At 72.0% G+C, this 16,716-nt stretch carries 17 protein-coding genes; 3 read left to right on the plus strand and 14 right to left on the minus strand.

Annotated elements, in window-relative coordinates:
• Nucleotides 1–92: 92 nt before the first annotated feature.
• Genes ACWDVW_RS20715 through ACWDVW_RS20730 form a run of 4 tightly spaced genes read right to left on the minus strand, consistent with a single transcriptional unit; the run spans nucleotide 93 to nucleotide 4,140 of the window.
• Nucleotides 93–1,844 carry a PucR family transcriptional regulator gene (locus ACWDVW_RS20715; RefSeq protein WP_449951292.1) on the minus strand — a complete coding sequence of 584 codons (1,752 nt, stop codon included), beginning with the start codon at nucleotides 1,842–1,844 and terminating at the stop codon, nucleotides 93–95.
• A gap of 40 nt (nucleotides 1,845–1,884) precedes the next feature.
• Complete coding sequence (locus ACWDVW_RS20720) at nucleotides 1,885–2,691, minus strand: TrmH family RNA methyltransferase (protein ID WP_449951294.1); 807 nt, start codon at nucleotides 2,689–2,691, stop codon at nucleotides 1,885–1,887.
• 49 nt (nucleotides 2,692–2,740) lie between these two features.
• A complete protein-coding gene (locus ACWDVW_RS20725) occupies nucleotides 2,741–3,280 on the minus strand; it encodes an RNA 2'-phosphotransferase (RefSeq protein ID WP_449951296.1) in 540 nt (179 codons plus the stop codon).
• On the minus strand, nucleotides 3,277–4,140 hold the full coding sequence (locus tag ACWDVW_RS20730; RefSeq protein ID WP_449951298.1) for a LysR family transcriptional regulator: 864 nt from the start codon (nucleotides 4,138–4,140) through the stop codon (nucleotides 3,277–3,279). The genes ACWDVW_RS20725 and ACWDVW_RS20730 overlap by 4 nt, the downstream gene beginning before the upstream one ends.
• 70 nt (nucleotides 4,141–4,210) lie before the next feature.
• Between ACWDVW_RS20730 and ACWDVW_RS20735 the strand changes: the two genes are divergently transcribed.
• Nucleotides 4,211–4,741, plus strand: coding sequence for a hypothetical protein (locus ACWDVW_RS20735; protein ID WP_449951301.1), 531 nt, complete (start codon nucleotides 4,211–4,213; stop codon nucleotides 4,739–4,741).
• A gap of 20 nt (nucleotides 4,742–4,761) precedes the next feature.
• On the opposite strand, the gene ACWDVW_RS20740 is transcribed toward ACWDVW_RS20735, so the two are convergent.
• Both ACWDVW_RS20740 and ACWDVW_RS20745 read right to left on the minus strand, forming a co-directional pair.
• The gene (locus ACWDVW_RS20740; protein ID WP_449951303.1) at nucleotides 4,762–5,421 is read right to left on the minus strand and encodes a hypothetical protein; all 660 of its coding nucleotides are present in this window, start codon (nucleotides 5,419–5,421) and stop codon (nucleotides 4,762–4,764) included.
• 156 nt (nucleotides 5,422–5,577) lie between these two features.
• Nucleotides 5,578–6,672: a glycosyltransferase gene (locus tag ACWDVW_RS20745; protein ID WP_449951306.1), complete on the minus strand. Its 1,095-nt coding sequence runs from the start codon at nucleotides 6,670–6,672 to the stop codon at nucleotides 5,578–5,580.
• Nucleotides 6,673–6,813: 141 nt separating this feature from the next.
• Between ACWDVW_RS20745 and ACWDVW_RS20750 the strand changes: the two genes are divergently transcribed.
• The gene (locus ACWDVW_RS20750; protein WP_396743158.1) at nucleotides 6,814–7,266 is read left to right on the plus strand and encodes a hypothetical protein; all 453 of its coding nucleotides are present in this window, start codon (nucleotides 6,814–6,816) and stop codon (nucleotides 7,264–7,266) included.
• Here the strand turns inward: ACWDVW_RS20750 and ACWDVW_RS20755 are convergent.
• Nucleotides 7,263–8,345, minus strand: coding sequence for a DNA glycosylase AlkZ-like family protein (locus ACWDVW_RS20755; protein ID WP_449951309.1), 1,083 nt, complete (start codon nucleotides 8,343–8,345; stop codon nucleotides 7,263–7,265). The genes ACWDVW_RS20750 and ACWDVW_RS20755 overlap by 4 nt on opposite strands.
• Nucleotides 8,346–8,560: 215 nt before the next feature.
• On the opposite strand from ACWDVW_RS20755, the gene ACWDVW_RS20760 reads away from it, so the two are divergent.
• Nucleotides 8,561–9,655, plus strand: coding sequence for a glycoside hydrolase family 43 protein (locus ACWDVW_RS20760; protein ID WP_449951312.1), 1,095 nt, complete (start codon nucleotides 8,561–8,563; stop codon nucleotides 9,653–9,655).
• Here ACWDVW_RS20760 and ACWDVW_RS20765 read toward each other — a convergent pair.
• The 7 genes from ACWDVW_RS20765 to nikB are packed head-to-tail and all read right to left on the minus strand — an operon-like array spanning nucleotide 9,639 to nucleotide 16,688.
• Complete coding sequence (locus tag ACWDVW_RS20765) at nucleotides 9,639–10,469, minus strand: SMP-30/gluconolactonase/LRE family protein (RefSeq protein ID WP_449951314.1); 831 nt, start codon at nucleotides 10,467–10,469, stop codon at nucleotides 9,639–9,641. The genes ACWDVW_RS20760 and ACWDVW_RS20765 overlap by 17 nt on opposite strands.
• Nucleotides 10,469–11,305, minus strand: coding sequence for an SDR family NAD(P)-dependent oxidoreductase (locus ACWDVW_RS20770; protein ID WP_449951315.1), 837 nt, complete (start codon nucleotides 11,303–11,305; stop codon nucleotides 10,469–10,471). The genes ACWDVW_RS20765 and ACWDVW_RS20770 overlap by 1 nt, the downstream gene beginning before the upstream one ends.
• Entirely contained in the window at nucleotides 11,302–12,303 is a 1,002-nt protein-coding gene (locus ACWDVW_RS20775; RefSeq protein WP_449951318.1) for an ABC transporter ATP-binding protein, read from the minus strand. The genes ACWDVW_RS20770 and ACWDVW_RS20775 overlap by 4 nt, the downstream gene beginning before the upstream one ends.
• Nucleotides 12,296–13,288, minus strand: a complete 993-nt coding sequence (locus ACWDVW_RS20780; RefSeq protein ID WP_449951321.1) for an ABC transporter ATP-binding protein — start codon at nucleotides 13,286–13,288, stop codon at nucleotides 12,296–12,298. Before ACWDVW_RS20780 ends, ACWDVW_RS20775 begins: the two co-directional genes overlap by 8 nt.
• Nucleotides 13,289–13,327: 39 nt before the next feature.
• Nucleotides 13,328–14,845, minus strand: coding sequence for an ABC transporter substrate-binding protein (locus ACWDVW_RS20785; protein ID WP_396743137.1), 1,518 nt, complete (start codon nucleotides 14,843–14,845; stop codon nucleotides 13,328–13,330).
• Between the two features lie 41 nt (nucleotides 14,846–14,886).
• Nucleotides 14,887–15,765, minus strand: a complete 879-nt coding sequence (locus ACWDVW_RS20790; RefSeq protein ID WP_449951324.1) for an ABC transporter permease — start codon at nucleotides 15,763–15,765, stop codon at nucleotides 14,887–14,889.
• Nucleotides 15,765–16,688 carry a nickel ABC transporter permease gene (gene nikB / locus ACWDVW_RS20795; protein WP_449951326.1) on the minus strand — a complete coding sequence of 308 codons (924 nt, stop codon included), beginning with the start codon at nucleotides 16,686–16,688 and terminating at the stop codon, nucleotides 15,765–15,767. The genes ACWDVW_RS20790 and nikB overlap by 1 nt, the downstream gene beginning before the upstream one ends.
• Between the last annotated feature and the right edge of the window lie 28 nt (nucleotides 16,689–16,716).

The raw sequence follows: 16,716 nt of genomic DNA on the forward strand, positions 1-16,716 counted from the left end.
AAGAAGTTTGGGACTGCTGCCGGGCAGAATCTGACCCGAACCTCTTGATCAACGCGGCCGGGAGGTGGGGGTGCGGTGGGGCGGGGTGGGGGTCAGGAGGGGCGGATGGCGGTCAGGGCTAGGAGTGCGACGTGCAGGGAGAGGCAGGCGTCCACGGAGTCGAGGTCGACGTCGAGGATCCGGCCGATGCGGGCCAGCCGCTCGTAGAACGCCGGGCGGGACAGGTGCGCCGCGCTGGCCGCCGCCGACTTGTTGCGGCCCTGCTCAAGGTACGCCCGCAGGGTGCCGAGCAGTTGCTCCCGCGGGTGCTGGGCGTCGTACGCCAGCAAGGCACCCAGCTCGCGCTCGACGAACGTCTGCAGGCGCGGCTCGTCGCGCAGCAGGTGCAGCAGCCCGGCGAGCCCGACGTGCGGCAGCCGGAAGATCGGCAGGTCCCGCCGGTCGTTGCGGGCGGCCTCGGCGACCTGCCGGGCCTCGATCAGTGACCGACCCGCCTCCCGCAGGCTGCCCACCCCCGACCCGGCCGCGATGATGAGCCCTCCGGCCGCCCGACCCGGCTCGGCCCCTCGCCCGCCTCCGGCCGCCCGGGTCGACGCCGGGTCGGCAGGTCGGGGCTCGGGTCGGGTTCGGCGCAGGGCTGCGGCGAACGAGGCCAGCGCCCGATCCTCCGCCGCCGGGTCGGGCAGGGCCAGCAGTGTCCCCACCGCCTGGTCGTCCACAGCGCTGGTCAGCCCGGTCAGGTTCGCCTCCCGCACCGCCTGGCCGACCGCCTCGGCCAGGTCTCGCAGCCGGGCCGGGCCGGGGTCTCCGCCGTTGCCGGTGCCGCTGGGGCCGCTCTCCGGGTCGTCGGCCCGATGCCGGACCACCACCCCGACCAGGTGCCGACGTTCCAACACCAGCCCGAGCCCCCGGGCCCGCAGGGCCACCTCGTCCACCGGGCGGGAACGGTCCAGCAACGCGGTGAGCAGGGTGCGGTGGATCTGCCGTTCCAGCCCTTCGGCGTCCCGCCGGATCAGCCGGCCCAACGCCAGCGTCGACGCGGCCCGCTCGACCAGGATGGTCAACCGCGTCGGCGGCGAGAGCCCGCCGGTCACCGCGTCCCGCGCCGAGTTCCACTCGCCCCCGCCCGGCCAGCGCAGCAGCAGCCGCCCCCAGTCCTCCCCCCGCGCGCCGACCATGGTCACCAGCCAGCCACTGTCCGGGTCGTAGACCGTCCGCCCGGCCGGCCGGATCCGCCGCGAATGCTGCTCCCACCCGTCGAGCAGCAGTTCGGCGTTCTCCCGCGCCGGGTCGTACGCGAGCACCTGCCGGGACAGGTTCTCCAGCACCACCGGGCAGCCGGACAGCTCGGCGGCCTGCCGGACCACCTCGCCCGGGTCGGCACCCTCCACCGACAGCTCGGTGAACCGCTGGTGGATCTCCTCCGCCGCCCGCAACTCGGTGAGTTGCGCGTCCACGATCAGTCCGTGCACCGCCTCGGTGACCCGGACGAACGGGGTAGCCCGGCGCAACTCCACCAGCGGCAGCCCGTGCCGTTCGGCGGCGGCGGCCATCACCCGGGGCACCCCGGTGTGATACCGACGGCCCAGCTCGACCACCAGCCCGGAGACGCCGACCCCGGCGAGGTCCCCGATGAACGCCCGCAGCCCGGCGTCCTCGCCGGGCAGTCCGATGCCGGTGGTCAGCACCAGCTCGCCGCCCCGCAGCAGGGTGGCGATGTCCGGCACCTCGGCCACGTGCACCCAGCGCACCGGCCGGTCCAGCCCCGCCTCCCCGGCGACCAGACGCGGCGCACCGTGGCGGACCGGGTCCAGCGCGAGGACCTCACGGACGGTAGGGAACACGGGCGACACGGTACCCGCAGATCGACCCGGACCTCGACGGTCAGACGTCGTCGCGGCCCAACTCCCAGCAGGCCACGGCGGTGGCGGCGGCGACGTTGAGGGAGTCCACGCCCCGCCGCATCGGGATCACCACCCGGACGTCGCTGGCCGCCATCGCCGCCGACGTCAACCCGGCACCCTCCGCGCCGAGCAGCAGCGCGGCACGGGCCCGCTGCTCCGGCGCGAGCCGCTGGATCGGCACCGCGTCCGGGGCCGGCGTCATCGCCAGCACGGTGAACCCGGCGGCCCGCACCTCGTCCAGCGCCGCCGGCCAGGGCTCCAGCTTCGCGTACGGCACGGCGAAGACCTCGCCCATGCTCACCCGTACGCTGCGCCGGTAGAGCGGGTCGGCGCAGGACGGCGAGAGCAGCACCGCGTCCACCCCGAGCGCGGCGACCGCCCGAAAAATCGCCCCGAGATTCGTATGGTTGTTCACGTCTTCCAGGATCACCACCCGGCGGGCGGTGGCGAGCACCTCGGCGGCGCTCGGCAGCGGCGTGCGCCGGAACGACGCGAGGACCCCCCGGTGCACGTGGAATCCGGTGGCCTCGCGCAGCACGTCCTGGGTGGCGGCGTAGACCGGGGCGTCACCGGTGTCCAGGTCGGCGAGCTGGTCGACCCGCTTGGCGTCGACCAGGTACGACCGGGCCGGGTACCCGGCCCGCAACGCCCGGCGCAGCACCAGCTCCCCCTCGGCGATGAACAGGCCGTGCGGTGGCTCCCAGCGGGTCCGCAGCTCGACGTCGGTCAGCGCACGGTAGTCGCCGATCCGCTCGTCGTCCGGGTCGGTGATCAGGTGGACGGGCACCCGCCGATTCTGCCGGACCCGTCACGGTCCTCCGCACCGGCGTACCGCGTCATCCGAGGACCGTGATCCGGTCGGGTGGGACGTGGGCGGTGAGCCAGACGCCGCTGGCGGCTCGGTAGAACAGGTGGCCGGTCTCCCGCATGCCGGCGGCGTCGACGGTGAGGACCACCGGCTCGCCGCGCCGGGCCCCGACCGTGACGGCGGTCCGCCGGTCGCCGGAGAGGTGCACGTGGGTACGACCGCGCGGCCGGAGCCCGTCGGCGCGGATGCCGGGCAGGAAGCGGGCGACGGTGCCGTGGTAGAGCAGCGGCGGGGGCGGCACCGGCGTCAGGCGCAGGTCGACCGGGACGGTGTGGCCCTGGGCCGCCCGGATCCGCCCGTCGCGGACCTCGAACCGTTGTTTGTCGGTGTCGCCGGTCAGCCGGGCCAGCAGCGCACCGTCGATGCGCCGACCGTGGCGAGCCAGTGCGGCGAGCAGCACCTGCACGTCCACCCATCCGGCGGAGTCGAGGGTGATCCCGACGGCGGCGGGCTGGTGACGCAGCACGTACGCCAGGAACTTGCTGGCCGCGGTGGTTCGGTCGGTCACGGTCGTGGCCCGAGCCGGTCGAGCAGGTCCCGCACGACCGGCTCGCGTGGTGGGCGCCAGGCCGCCCAGTAGCGGATCCTCGGCAGACCGTGCACGGGGACGGCGCGCAGCCCGTCGGGGAGTTCCACGCAACCGTTGACGACGGTGGCGCCGACGCCGAGCGCCGACAGGTGCACGAGCAGGTCCCAGCCGTCGACCTCGGCGGCGACCTGCCAGGTGACGCCCGCGTCGAGCAGCGCACGGTCCAGCGCCCGCCGGTGTGCGCGCCCGGCCGGGGGGACGACGAGGTCCAGCCCGTCGAGGTCACGGAGTCGGACCTGCTGCCGCTCGGCCAGCGGGTGCCCGTCGTCGATCACGAGCACCTGCCGGTACGCGGCGATCTGCGTCGACTCGTACTGCCGTCCCGGTGGATCGTGCGCGACCACGGCGAGGTCGGCACGACCGGCGGAGATCGCGGCGAGGGCGGCGTCCCGGTCGGCGGTGATCACGTGGACCCGGCGGCCCTGGCGGCCGATCTGCCGGATCGGCTCGGCGATCACCCAGCGCAGCGTGCCCCGGCCGGCGGCGATGGTCATGGTGGGTGTGGCGTCCTGGTGCAGTTCCCGCAGGAACTCGTCGGTGCGGCGGCGGGTGTCCGACGCGTACGCGGCGAGGCGTTCACCGGCGGCGGTGAGGGTCAGCCGACGGCCGTCCCGCTCGTAGAGGTCCACCCCGAGCGCGGTGGCCAGTTTACGGATCTTCACGTGGAGCGAGGGCTGGCTGATATGCAGCGCCGCAGCGGCGGCGGTGAAGTTGCGGTGCTCGGCGAAGACCGCGAACGACCGCAGTGCGTCGGATTCCAGCAGGTCCCGCCCGTTCATAACGTACGACTATAGGAGGCTCACCGATCGATAGTTCTGCCCCGCCTCCCGGGCCCGCATCCTGGGTGGCATGAACGATCATGTGCCCCGGCTCGGCATCGACATCGGCCGAGTCGTCATCGACGGCCCCCGCCACCCCGGCAGAGGCGACACCGCCTTCTTCACCGGCGACGAGACCACCATGCTGGCCACCCCGGAGGTGCCCGGCGCCCTCGACACGATCGCCCGTCTCGTTCCCCGCTTCGACGGACAGGTCTGGCTGGTCTCCAAGTGCGGCCCGCGCATCCAGGCCCGTACGCTGCGCTGGCTCGACGCCCACGACTTCCACCGGCGTACGGGGGTCGACGGAGACCGGGTCCGGTTCTGTCGTGCCCGGGCCGACAAGCGGGGACACTGTCTCGACCTCGGCCTCACCCACTTCGTCGACGACCACCCCGAGGTGCACTCCGCCATCCGGGGCGCCGTCGCCCACCAGTACTTCTTCGGGCCGCAGCGCCGCCCGGTCCCCGGCTACGGGCATGCCACCCCCACCTGGTCCGACATCGAACGCCTCGTCATCCGGTCACTGCGGCGGAGCACCTCCGCGACGGGACCGAGGTGACCGCCACGCCCCTCGGTCGGCTACAACACCCGTAACGAGTGCACCAGCAGCAGCGGCACCTTGGTAGGACCCACCAACGACTGGTACGTGTACGCCTTCAACACCGTCACCTTCGCCTGGAACTCGTCATTCGCAGCGATGTCGCCGAGCACCTTCGGATCGCCGTACAGCATCGTGTTCGTGTCGTAGCCACCGTCGTCGGTCGTTCTCCGTGCGCCCACCATCGCGAGGAACCTGTCCTCACCCGTGGCATCGTCGAACTGGGTGATCTGGCCGTACACGACCAACCTCCGGCCGGTGTGATCGTCCGGCCGCTCGGCCACTCGTCTCCACTGCCGCTCGGTGATCGTCTCGAAGGTGTCGGGCAGGGCGGGCGCGGGAGCCGTGGAGGGCGGTGTGGTCGTCGGCGCGGCGGTGGACGTCTGCGGCGTCGTCGGCGGGCTCGCGGTGCTGTCCGCGACCTGGTTCGACCGGAAGGTGTACAGCAGCACGCCGCCCACGCCGATCCCGCAGCACAGGAGCAGTAGGCAAACGACAGCCCCGACGATCCACAGCACCACGTTCTGGTTCTTGTGGGACCCCGGCGGTGGCATGCCGGGGTACGCCGCCGCCGGCCCTGGAACGGCGAAGGGATGCGACGGCGGGTCGCCCGCCTCGCCGGGGTGCCGGGGGTACGCCACGGTGGCCTCCCGTTGTCGCCGGTGTGATGGACGGTGGTCGGCGGCCCGCTCGCTGTCTCCCCTGCCGCCCGAGCCGGCTACGTCAGGGCCACGCGACAGTCCACAACAGATTGTGAGCCGTCAGCGGACCCGAATCCATAGACGGTCCGGGATCTGTCAGCTACCGGCGATCTCCTCCAGCACGGGGACCACTGCGGTCGGCGCGGGCATCGCGGCGATCTCCGCCGCGACCTGCTGCGCGGCGACGCGCAGTGCCTCGTCGGTCAGCAGCCGAGTCAGGTCGGCCGCGCTGATCGCCTTCGCCTCGACGGCCAGTCCGGCACCCCGCCGGGCCAGCAGGTCGGCGTTGTATCTGCGATCGCCCGCTCCGGGGGTGGTCAGTTGGGGTACGCCCGCAGCCAGGCCGCCGAGCACGCTGCCCGCGCCGGAGTGGTGGACGAAGGCCGCCGCCGTCGGCAGCACCCGGTCGAGGGGTACGCGGTCGACTGCCCGCACGTTGGGCGGCAGGTGGCGCGTGCTCACCGGGCGTACGAGCACGAACTCGGCGTCGACCTGTGCGGCCACCCTGACGATCGCGGGGCCGGGGTCACCGTCGTTCGGGCCCTTCAGGGTGCTGCGGCTGACCAGGATGCGGGGCCGGTCGCCGGAGGTGAGCAGCCAGTCCGGGACCGGCCCACCGCCCGAGAAGGGAACCGGCCGCATCATGACCACCTTCCCGGTCGGGGCGTCGCGGAGGCTCGGCGGCGTGACGGCGATGGTCAGCTCGGGGCCGGGGATCTCCTGCTCGGCCAGCGCCGTGCTGGTGGTCACCGCCCGAAACAGGTCGGTGGCCGACCAGAGGGTGTTCTCCTGGAGCACCGACGGGATGGAGAGTCGTCCGGCCACGATGGCACCGGCCTCGCCCAGCGGCTCGTAGACGATCAGGTCCGGGCGTTCCCGCTCGGCCAGGGCCAACAGCGGATCGACCAGTGCCACGTTGGCACGACCGAAGAGTTCGCCGACCATGGCGTGGCCGGCCGTGCCGCGCAGCTCGGCGCGAGCGATGCCCGGATGGCGTAGCGCGACCCGGATCGCGCTTCGCGGCAGGCTGAAGGAGGCTCCGATGTCGGCCGTGCGCAGACCACGGAGATCGGGTGGGAAGCCCCCGCTCGCCACGATCACCTCGTGGCCGGCGTCGCGACAGGCCGCCGCGAGCGGGATCAGTGGCAGGACGTGGCCCTGCAGTGGCGCTGCGACGAACACGATGCGCATGAGCCGCAGCATAGAAGCTGCCGCACCGGCCGGACGTCGACCTCGTCGTCCGGTCGGTTCGGCGACCGTGTCGCACCCTGAGGCCATGATGTGGCCGGGGTGACCGCTGCGGCTCACCCGTGGACGCGAGAGGACCGCCGGATGGACGCCGGACCACCGACCCGCCTGGCCATCGACCATGACGACTACCACGCCGAGCACGTGGGACGGACCGGCGACGGCCGGCAGTTCTTCCTCACCACCCCGTTCGAGCCCGGCACCCACGGCAACGACGACGGCCAGGAGTTCGTCGCCCTCTACCTCTTCGATGCCGACGGCCGGTTCCTGGAGGCGAGGATCGACGCCTTCGGTCCGAGGGCGCTGATGGACCGCGAGGCGAGGCGGACGGCGTACGAGGCCCGGTTGGCCGAGTTGGGCACCGTCACCTTCGACCGCATCGAGGTCGAACCCTTCTCGGTCGACCGGTACGGCACCACCTTCGGGCTGATCCCCCGCGCGCCGGAGGAGGACGACGACACCTGGTGGGTCATCGTCGAGCCCGGCGACTACATGGCGTTCTACCCACCGTGGGATCTCGGCGAGTACGACACTTAGTCGTCGATGGTGAGTCCGAGCCAGGCGGCGAGGCTCTCGATCTCGGCGTGGACGTCGGCGGTCATCGCGGCGGTGAACGGGACGTCTTCGTGGACGGCGTTGACCACGATTCTGCCGCTCTTGCGGTCGGCGGTCGCGTCCAGCTTGCCGACGAGCCGGTCGTGGTGGAGGACGGGCAGGGCGAAGTAGCCCCAGCGGCGCTTCTCCCTGGGCTTGTACATCTCCAGGATGTACTCGAAGTCGAAGAGTTGCTCGGTGCGTACCCGGTCGTGGATCAGCCGGTCGAAGGGTGAGAGCAACGCCGTGCGGCCCTCGAACGGCAGCCCGACGTACGCCGGGTGGACCCGCCAGGTGCCCGGCACGCCCTCCACCACGATCTCCTCACCCGCGTCACCGACGTACGGCGACTCACCCGGGATCTGCGGGCCGGTGGACCGGGCGATGCCGAGGGCCGCGAGTCGGCGTTCGTTGCGGAGCCGGACCGCGACGTCGTGATCGAGTTCGGGCAGCTCGGCGGCGTAGACCCGGGTGGGGAGATCCCAGTAGCGCTGCCGGCCCCGGCGGCCGGAGATCGCGATGTGTCCGTGCAGCGCCAGGGATTCGAGCATCTTCGTCACGTTGCGGTTGTTGGTCCAACCCGACGACGGCCACGGCACGACACTGGTGTCGGGGATGTCCCGGGAGAGCAGCGGACCCGACTCCGCCAGCAACGCCAGGATGTCGCGGCGGAACGACTCGTTGCCGTGCAGCCACTCCCGGATGGTCGGGTGCATCTCGGCACCGCGGGTCTCGGCGATCATGGCGGGCAGGTCTCGGGGTGACCGGATGTAGGCGACCGTCTCCACGAGGGTCCGATCGGTCTCGACCGCCCGGATCAGGTCGGCGGGATCGTAGGTCGGGCCGATCCGGCTCCACAGCACCAGGTCCGCGCTCGGCGCGATGGCCGCCGTCGGGTCGATCTGGAGGAACGTCAGGCGCTCGACGACCGCCACCAGATCGGTCGGGCGCGGTGCCGCGAGTAGTTGCGCGTACACCGCGATCTGCCGCGCCTCTGCCCTGCTCAACCGAGACACGACCACCGGCCGACCCTACCCGGTCGACGTCCCGCCCCGCTGCGCTGGCAGTGGGTGGATTTGTTGTCGCTGTAGCGACAACAAATCCACCCACCACCCTGCGACCGGTCGGATCGGGTCGATATTGACGCCGACGCATCTCCTGATGATACTCGGAGAGCGCTCTCAGATAACGGGGTGCTCGCCGGAGCAGGCCGCTGTGGCACGACCGAAGGAGCAGCGTGATACCTCACCGTCGACGGATCGCCGGCCTCGCGTCCGCCGCGCTGATGTCCGCCCTGGTGCTCGGGTACGCGACCACCACCGCCGAGCGGCCGGCCAACGGGACGGACGCGCGGTTGGTCGGGCGGACCACGCTGGGCGGGGCCGACCCGAGCGTCATCCGGGTCGGCGGTCTCTACGTCTCGGCCAAGTCCGCCGACGGTGGCGTCGTGGTGCGTACGGCATCCACGCTGGAAGGCGTCGCCACGGCGACCAAGCGCCAGGTGTGGCGGGACACCGGCAACCTCGGCGAGGTGTGGGCACCGGAGATCGTGCACCACGAGGGCCGCTATCACATCTACTTCGCCGCCGGTCGTGGTGCGGCGCACCGGATGTACCACATCAGCTCCGCCACCGCCGACGCCGGATACTCGGCCGCCACCAAGGTCGCCCTGCCCAATGACCGGTGGGCGATCGACGGGGTGCCGTTCACCCACAACGGCCAGCGCTGGTTCGTGTGGTCCGGGTGGGCCGGCGACACCAACGTGGAGCAGAACCTCTACATCGCCCGGATGTCGAGCCCCACCACGACCACCGGCGGCCGCTTCGTCATCTCGCAGCCGCGTGAGCCGTGGGAACGCGTCGTCGGCAACCCATACATCAACGAGGCTCCCCAGCCGATCCGCGACCCGAATGGGCAGTTACACATCGTGTACTCCGCCAACGGCAGTTGGAGTAGCCGATACTGCCTGGCCGACCTGCGGCTGCGGTCAGGCGGCGACCCGACGTACGTCTGGGACTGGTACAAGAGCAACGGCTGCCTGTTCGGTTCGCACGCGGCGGACATGATGTCGGGTTGGCACCCGACGCTGCACGTCGACGGCCCTGGCCACCAGTCGTTCGTCCTGGAGCGGGGGGACATCGCCACCAGCCCACCGTCCGGCAACCGGTTCCCGACCATGTACCACGCGGTGGAGAAGGGCACACCGTACGCGTGGTCCAACCGGTACTGGTACACCGGCACCGCCGTGTGGTGGGGCAACACCACCTACCGCCGGGCCAACGTGCCCGGCGCCACCAGCGACATCGGGTACGGCCTCAAGTTTTTCGAGTGAGCGACGGCAGGTCGACGGCGGTGACGGTGTCGCCGAACAGCGAGGGCACCAGCAGCCGATCACCGTGCAGCGCCGCGTGGGACGGCATCCGCAGCAGGTCGGGTGCCTCGATCAGCGTGTCGACCCGGCCGTCGGGCGTGATCCGGACGACCCGGGAGCCCCGGGTGACGGCCAGGTAGCAGGTCCCGTCGGGGGCGACGGTGAGCCCGTCCGGCCCGTCGGCCAGCGCGCCGCCGGTGGCGACCGTCCGGCGGCCGGAGAGCCGACCGGGAGCCGTCACGTCGAAGGCGAGCAGGGTGTTGTCCCGGGTCAGCGAGACGTACAGGATCGTGCCGTCGGGGCTGATCCCGATGCCGTTGGGATAGACCAGGTCGGCGGCGGCCACCCGACACGTGTCGGTCTGCCCCGGTGCGGCGTAGCAGACCGAGCCGGTCGGTTCGCCGGCCGTGGCGGTGCCGGAGTCGGTGAACCAGACGCCTCCGGCGGCGTCGACGACGCAGCCGTTCGGGCGGAGCAGCCGCCGGCCGTCGGCGGTGCCGATGCGGGCGGTGACCGTGCCGTCGCGAGAGATCCGGACCAGTTCGGCCCGGGTCACGTCGCATCCGACGAGGCCGTCCCCGGCGCGGGCGAGCCCGAGGACCCGTCCGCCGGTGTCGGCGAACCACTGCGCGGAGCCGTCGTCGGGGTCGATCCGGACGATCGGGCCACGCCCCTGCGGGCTGCCGAGGGCGAGTCCGGCGTAGAGGTGCCCGTCCGCGCCGACGCAGACCGTCTCCGGGTGCGGCAGCAGCCGGGCCAGCGTGGCGATCCTCATCAGTCGTCCCCGGTGGACGGGTCGAGGGTGGCGGCGACGCCGGGTTCCTCCACCGGGCTGTACGCCTGGGCGCCCAGGCCGCCGTCGACCGGCAGCACCACCCCGGTGATGTAGGCGGACTCCGGTCCGGCCAGGAAGCCCACCGCGGCGGCGATCTCCGCGAGGGTGCCCGCGCGGCGGAGCGGGACGAGGCCGGTACGCCGGGCGACCTCCTCCGGGCCGGCGTCGTCCCAGTCCGAGGTGAGCACCATGGCGGGCGCGACCGCGTTGACCCGGATGCCGCGTCCGGCCAGGTCCAGCGCCAGGGCGCGGGTCATCGCCTCGAGGCCGCCCTTGCTGGCCACGTACGCGGCGTTGCCCCGGAACGCCCGGGACCCGCCGATCGAGGAGAGCTGCACGACGGCGGGCGCGTCCCCGACCGTGAGCAGCGGCAGCGTGGCCTGGACCAGCGCGAGCGGGGCGACGAGGTTCACCTCCAGCACAGCCCGCAGGTGCGCGGCCGTCTCCCGGCCCACCGGCGCCCGGGGCGGACCGACCGCCGCGTTGTTGACCAGGACGTCGAGCCCGCCCCAGTCGGCACGGAGCCGGTCGACGGCGGCCTCGACGGCCGATGCGTCGGTCACGTCAGCGGAAAGCCAGGTCAGCCCGGCGGTGGGCGGAGTGTCCAGCGCCGCAGCGGCCGGATGCTCGGGTCGCCGCCGGGCCGGTCCGGCGGTGGTCGAGGTCTCGGGCGGTCGGTCCAGTCCGGCGACCCGCCAGCCTCGGGCCAGGAAGGCGGCGACCAGTTCGCCGCCGATCGCCCCGGCGGCGCCGGTGACCAGGACCCGTCTGCTCATCGGGAGACCGCCGGAGCGGACACGACCGGGCAGGCCCACTGGTGTCGCTCCCCCACCAGCGGCGGCCGGTGCTCGGCGCACTCCGGTCGGGCCAGCCAACAGCGGGTGCGGAACGGGCAGCCCGACGGCGGGTCCGCCGGAGAGGGCAGGTCCCCGGTGAGCACGATCGGCTCCGGGCCCTGCTGCCGCCACGGGAACGGGTCGGGCGCTGCGGAGAGCAGCGCCTGGGTGTACGGGTGGGTCGGCGACTCGAAGACCTCTCGCGTCGGCCCCTGTTCGACGACGGTGCCGAGGTACATCACCGCGACCTGGTCGCTGACGTGACGCACCACGTGCAGGTCGTGCGAGATGAACAGGTAGGACAGGCCCATCTCGGCGCGCAGGTCGGCGAGCAGGTTGAGGATCTGCGCCTGGATCGACACGTCCAGCGCGGAGACCGGCTCGTCACAGATGATCAGGGCGGGCCGCATCGACAGCGCCCGGGCGATGCCGATGCGTTGCCGCTGGCCGCCGGAGAACTGGTGCGGGTACCGGTCGGCGTGTGCGGCGGTCAGCCCCACCTGTTCCAGCAACCGGACCACCTCGTCGGCCTGGTCGCGGCGCGGCACCAGGTCCCGGTGGATCAACCAGCCCTCGCGGAGGATCTCCCGGACGGTCAGCCGTGGGTTCAGCGAGGCGTACGGGTCCTGGAAGACGTACTGCACCCGGCGGGTGAGTTGGCGGCGCTCGGCGGCGCTGAGGCGGGTCAGGTCCCGGCCGTCGAAGCGGATGGTGCCTCCGGTGGCGCGTTCCAGACCGATCAGGGCGCGGGCCGTGGAGGTCTTGCCGCAGCCCGACTCGCCGACCAGCGCCAGCGTCTCGCCGGCCCCGATCCGGAAGGAGACGCCGTCGACGGCACGGACGTGACCGACCGTGCGACGCAGCACGCTGGACCGGATCGGGTAGTGCACCCGCAGGTCCTCGACCTCCAACAGGGCCGGCTCGGTGGGGTCAGGCATCGTCGCGTACCTCCTCGGAACGGTGGCAGGCCGCGGCGCGTCCCGGGCCGTCGGCGGTGGGCAGCACCTCCAGCGTGGGCCGCTGCTGCGTGCACAGGTCGACCCGCCACGCACACCGGGGGTGGAACGGGCAGCCGGGTGGCAGGGCCTCCGGCGAGGGTGGCGTACCCGGGATCGGGGTGAGCCGTGCGGTCGGCGCGGTGAGTGTCGGCACCGACTGGAGCAGGCTGCGGGTGTACGGGTGGGCCGGATTCTCGTACACCTGGCGTAGCGCGCCGGTCTCGACGATGCGCCCGGCGTACATGACCGCGATGCGGCTGGCGTGTGCGGCCACCACGCCGAGGTCGTGGCTGATCAGGATGAGTGCCATCCGGTAGTCGCGTTGCAGGTCGGCCAGCAGTTGCAGGATCTGCGCCTGGACGGTGACGTCGAGCGCGGTGGTCGGCTCGTCGGCAATGATCAGGCGCGGACGCAGGGCGATCGCGATGGCGATCATGATGCGTTGCCGCATCCCGCCGGAGAGCTGGTGCGGGTAGTCGTCGATCCGGCGCGCCGGGTCGGGGATGCCGACCCGGCGCATCAGATCGAGCGCCTCGGCGCGGGCCTTGGCCTTGGACAGGCCCCGGTGCACCCGCAACGTCTCGCCGATCTGCCGACCGATCGGGTGCACCGGGTTGAGCGAGGAGAGCGGATCCTGGAAGACCATGCTGATCTCGCCGCCGCGTACGGCGCGCATCCGCCGTGCCGAGGCCGTGGTCAGCTCCGTACCGTCGAAGGTGATCCGGCCGGCGGCGATCCGGCCGGCGGGCCGGGGCAGCAGGCCGAGGATGGCCTGCGCGGTGACGCTCTTGCCGCTGCCGGACTCGCCCAGCAGGGCGAGGGTCTCCCCCTCGGCGACGTCCAGGCTGACCCCGTCCAGAGCCCGCACCGGTCCCACCCGGGAGTCGAACTCGACGACGACGTCATGCAGGGACAGCAGGGACATCAGGTCCTCCTCGTCGGCCGGTGCACCCGACCGGTGCGGTCAGTTCAGCGAGACACCACGGAAGTCGGGCACGTTGGTCGGCGGCGGACCGAAGCCGCTGACCCGGTCGCGCCAGGCGGCCGAGGCGGTCAGCTCGAACGGCCAGGCACCGGGAGCGTCGGCCCAGAGGATCTCCTGTGCTCGCTGGAGCTTGCGTTGCCGCTCCTGCGGGTCGAGTTCCTCCGAGGCGTCGGCGATCACCCGGTCGTACTCCTCGTTGCAGTAGCCGAGTCGCTTGGCGGCACAGGTGTAGAGCCGGCCGAGTACGAACTCCGCGTCCTGGGTGACCACGACGCCGTCCTGGATGTTCATGTCCCAGTCGAGGGCCAGCAGGTCGTCGAGCCACTGCCCGGCTTCCTTCTCCTGCATCTCCACGTTCACGCCGACCTCCTTCCAGGCGCTGAGGATCGACTGGACCAGCGGGCGGATGTTGGCGCAGCAGTTCGCGCTCCACTGGATGCTGGTGCTGAAGCCGTTCGGGTAGCCCGCCTCCGCCAGCAGTTGCCGGGCCCGCTGCGGGTCGTAGGTGTAGCCGGGCAGCTGCGCCGCGCCGAACACCGGCTGCGGGACCGGCGCCTGAGCCAGGACGGCGCTCTCGCCGAACAGGTTCTCCTGGATGGAGGAGAAGTCGACCGCGTGCCACAGCGCCTGCCGGACCTTCGGGTCGTCCAACGGCTTGCGCGCGTTGTTCAGCCAGATGACGTAGAACGTGGCGCTCGGTCCGCTCTCCACGGTGACGTCGTCGAATCCGCGTACCTGGCTGAGCTGGTCCGGCGGCAGCGAGTACGTCACGTCGATCTCGCCGGTGCGCAGCGCGGTGAGCCGGGCGGCGTCCTCGGAGATCTCCTGGAACTCCAACCGCTCGTACTTGGGCGCGCCGTCCCAGTACGACTCGTTGGCCACCATGTGGGCCCGCTCGCCGGAACGGAAGTCCTCCAGCTTGAACGCGCCGGTGCCGACCGGGCGGCTCTCGATCTCGCCCGACTCGATCTGGGCCTTGCTGCCGATGTAGGCCATCGAGAGGTTGGTCAGCAGCGAACCGGTGGCCCGGCTGGTGATGATCTCGACGGTCTGCTCGTCGGGGGCCTTGACCTCCTCGATGGTGGCGAACAGCGGTGCCAGGGCGGTGCTCGCCGCGAAGAGCCGGTCCAACGACGCCTTGACGTCGGCGCTGGTCAACGGCGACCCGTCGTGGAAGGTCACGCCCTGGCGCAGGGTGAACCGGGTGGTGGTGTCGTTGACGTTCTCCCAGCTCTCGGCGAGCCGGCCGGTGATCTCGCCGCCGTCGCTGGCGACCAGCGGGTCGAACAGGTGCAGGGCCAGGGTCAGGGTGCTGCGGTCGGAGATGGCGGTGCCGTGCGGGTCGACCGAGAGCATCCGGATCGGCACCCCGACCCGCAGCGTCTGGTCCTGGTCGCCGTCACCGGAACCGCCGCCGCAGGCGGCGCCGACACCGACGAGGGTCATCGCGAGCAGGCCGGCCACCAGGGGCCGACGTGCTCTGCTTATCCATGTCATTGTCTCCTCCATCGTTCGCTCGTGAAGGGTCGGCCGCGACCTCACCGGTGCTTCAGGTGTGGATCGAGCCGGTCGCGGAGTTCGTCGCCGACCACCCCGCAGGCGACGACGAGCAGGGAGAGCGCGACACCGGGCAGAGTGGAGATCCACCACGCGTCGGCCACGTAGCCGCGGCCGTTGGCGATGGTCAGCCCCCAACTCGGGGTCGCGGTCGGAGTGCCGAGCCCGAGGAAGCTCAGGGCGGCCTCGGTGATGATCACCATGCCGAGTTCCACGGTGGCGACCACCAGCAGCGGCGCGGCACAGGCGGGCAGGATGCACCGCCAGATCAGGAAGAGCGGCCGGGCGCCGAGCACCCGGCTGGCGTCGACGTACTCGCGGTTGCGCACGGCCATGGTCTGCGCCCGGGCCACCCGGGCGAAGATCACCCAGATGGTCACCGCCAGCACCGCGATGACGTTGACCAGGCTGGGCCCGAGCAGGGCCGCGATCAGGATGGCCAACAGGATGGAGGGGAAGGCGAGCTGGATGTCGGCCAGCCGCATGAGCAGGCCGTCCACCCATCCGCCGACGAAGCCGGCGACGATGCCGACCACGGTGCCGAACAGGCCGGAGATCAGCAGGGTCGCCACCCCCACCAGCAGTGAGACCCGGGCGCCGATGAAGATCTGGCTGAGCATGCCGCGTCCGACGTCGTCGGTGCCGAACCAGGCCCGGGAGCCGTCGGAGAGCACGGCACCCGGCGGTTGCAGCCGGTCGGCGAGGTTGGTCTCGGTGACGTCGAACGGCACCAGGAACGGACCGATCGCGCCGGCCAGCACGGCCAGGCCGATGATGCCCAGGCAGGACCAGAACAACAGGGGCGGAGGGCGACGCCGGGACCGGGTCCGCAGCGCCGTGGTCGAGGTTGCGTCAGCCATCAGTTCACCACCCGCACGCGAGGATCGATGTACGCGTAGAGCAGGTCCACGACCAGGTTCACCAGGACGAACGCGGTGGTGACGAAGGCGATGGCGGCCTGGATCACGGTGTAGTCCCGGTTGCTGATCGCGTCCACGAGCAGCCGTCCCAGGCCGGGCCAGGAGAAGACCTCCTCGACCACGACCGTGCCGCCCAACAGCGCCCCGAGTTGCAGCCCGGCGACGGTGACCACCGGGATCAACATGTTGCGCAGGGCGTGCCGGAACAGCACCACGCTCTCGCGCAGGCCCTTGGAGCGGGCGGTCTGGATGTAGCCCTCGCCGAGGACCTCCAGCAGCCCGGACCGGATCAACCGGACCAGGATGCTGGTGAAGGGAAGCGCCAGCGTGACCGCCGGCAGGATCAGGTGTTGCGGTGTGCTGTTGCCGGCGCTGGGCAGCCATCCGAGCTGCCGGGCGAAGATCAGCAGCAGGATGATGCCGACCCAGAAGCTGGGCAGCGACTGGCCGATCAGCGACAGCACCGAGATGGCCCGGTCGGCGAGCCCGCGCGGACGCAGCGCCGCGGCGATGCCGAGCAGGAAGCTGGCCACCAGCGCGATGCAGATCGCGGTGAGGGCCAGGGTGACGGTGGCGGGCAGCCGTTCGATGACCATCTCGAAGGCGTCCCGGTTGTGCCGGAACGACTGTCCGAAGTCGAGTTGGGTCACCCGGCCGAGGAAGGTGGCGTACTGGATCACGACGTTGCGTTCCAGGCCGAGTTCCCGGCGGGCGTCGGCGACCTCCTCGGCGGTGGCGTCGGGGCCGAGGATGACGCTGACCGGGTCACCGGGCACCAGCCGGACCACCGCGAAGACCAGGGTGAGCGCGCCCCACAGGATGACCACGGCGAGCAGGAGTCTGCGGATCGTGTAGTTGATCAAAGGGTCACCACCTTCCGGTTCTGCCGCT

This window comes from Micromonospora sp. NPDC003241 (assembly GCF_053589795.1).